Raw genomic sequence first — 947 nt, 5'->3', positions numbered from 1 at the left:
GAGATAGAGATATTGTTATTTTCGTTTAATCCCATTCATTATTCGAGTTATTCAAAATATATAAGACCTCTTGCGAAAGTAAAAACCACCTCAATATAAATTTCATGAGATATCAGAAATTAAATCGTTTTTCAGATTCTGAATTCAAACGCTTGGTTGGCGTACCTCGACATGTTTTTACTGAAATGGTAGAGGTTTTAGAAAAAGCAGAATCACTCAAAAAGAAATCAGGTCGTCCTCATACTTTAGATATAGAGGATCAGTTGTTATTAACTCTCAATTACTTACGGAACTACAGCACTCAACTGGAATTAGCGGCAAATTACCATATCGCTGAAAGTAATGTGAATCGAACCATTAAAAAGGTTGAAGATGCATTGATGAAATCAAGACGTTTTACTCTGCCAAAACGAAGCATTACCACGGCAGACGAACACTTTAACTGGGTAATTATTGATGCGACAGAATGTTCAATAGAACGTCCGAAAAAAAAATCAGAGTAAATTCTACAGTGGTAAAAAGAAGAAATATACGCTAAAAGTACAAGTGATCTATCATCCGAACAGCAAACAAATCATAGGGCTAGATATATCGAATGGCAGTCAGCATGACATTAAATTGGCAAGAAAAACGGTTAAGAAATTCAAACATTGTGAATATGTTATGACTGATCTAGGGTACTACGGATTAGAGCAAGATGGCTTTAAATTATTGATGCCAATAAAGAAAAAGAAGAATTTACCCTTATTTGATGTTGAGAAAAAGTACAATAAAATGATTGGAAAAATACGAGTTGTGATCGAACACATTAATAGTCAATTGAAAACATTTAGAATATTAAGTGAACGCTATCGAAATAGACGGAAAAGATTCGGCTTACGCATTAACTTAATTGCTGCACTCGTAAACCGGATAAACTTGCAATAATGACTTTCGCAAGAGATCTA

General features: G+C 33.7%; 1 protein-coding gene. It reads left to right on the top strand.

Features of this window, described 5'->3' with window-relative positions; genetic code table 11:
* Positions 1-104: 104 nt before the first annotated feature.
* Positions 105-927 (top strand): IS5 family transposase gene (locus BFN00_RS12785; RefSeq protein ID WP_143115431.1). Its coding sequence is split into 2 segments (ribosomal slippage): positions 105-485 and positions 487-927, totalling 822 coding nucleotides; the frame shifts between segments, so codons are not numbered across the junction.
* The last annotated feature ends 20 nt before the right edge of the window (positions 928-947 follow it).

This window comes from Acinetobacter sp. AR2-3 (assembly GCF_001878775.1).
Classification (GTDB): Bacteria; Pseudomonadota; Gammaproteobacteria; order Pseudomonadales; family Moraxellaceae; genus Acinetobacter; species Acinetobacter lwoffii_D.
The sequence above is the reverse complement of the archived record's forward strand: the minus strand, read 5'-3'. Positions and strand labels throughout refer to the sequence as shown.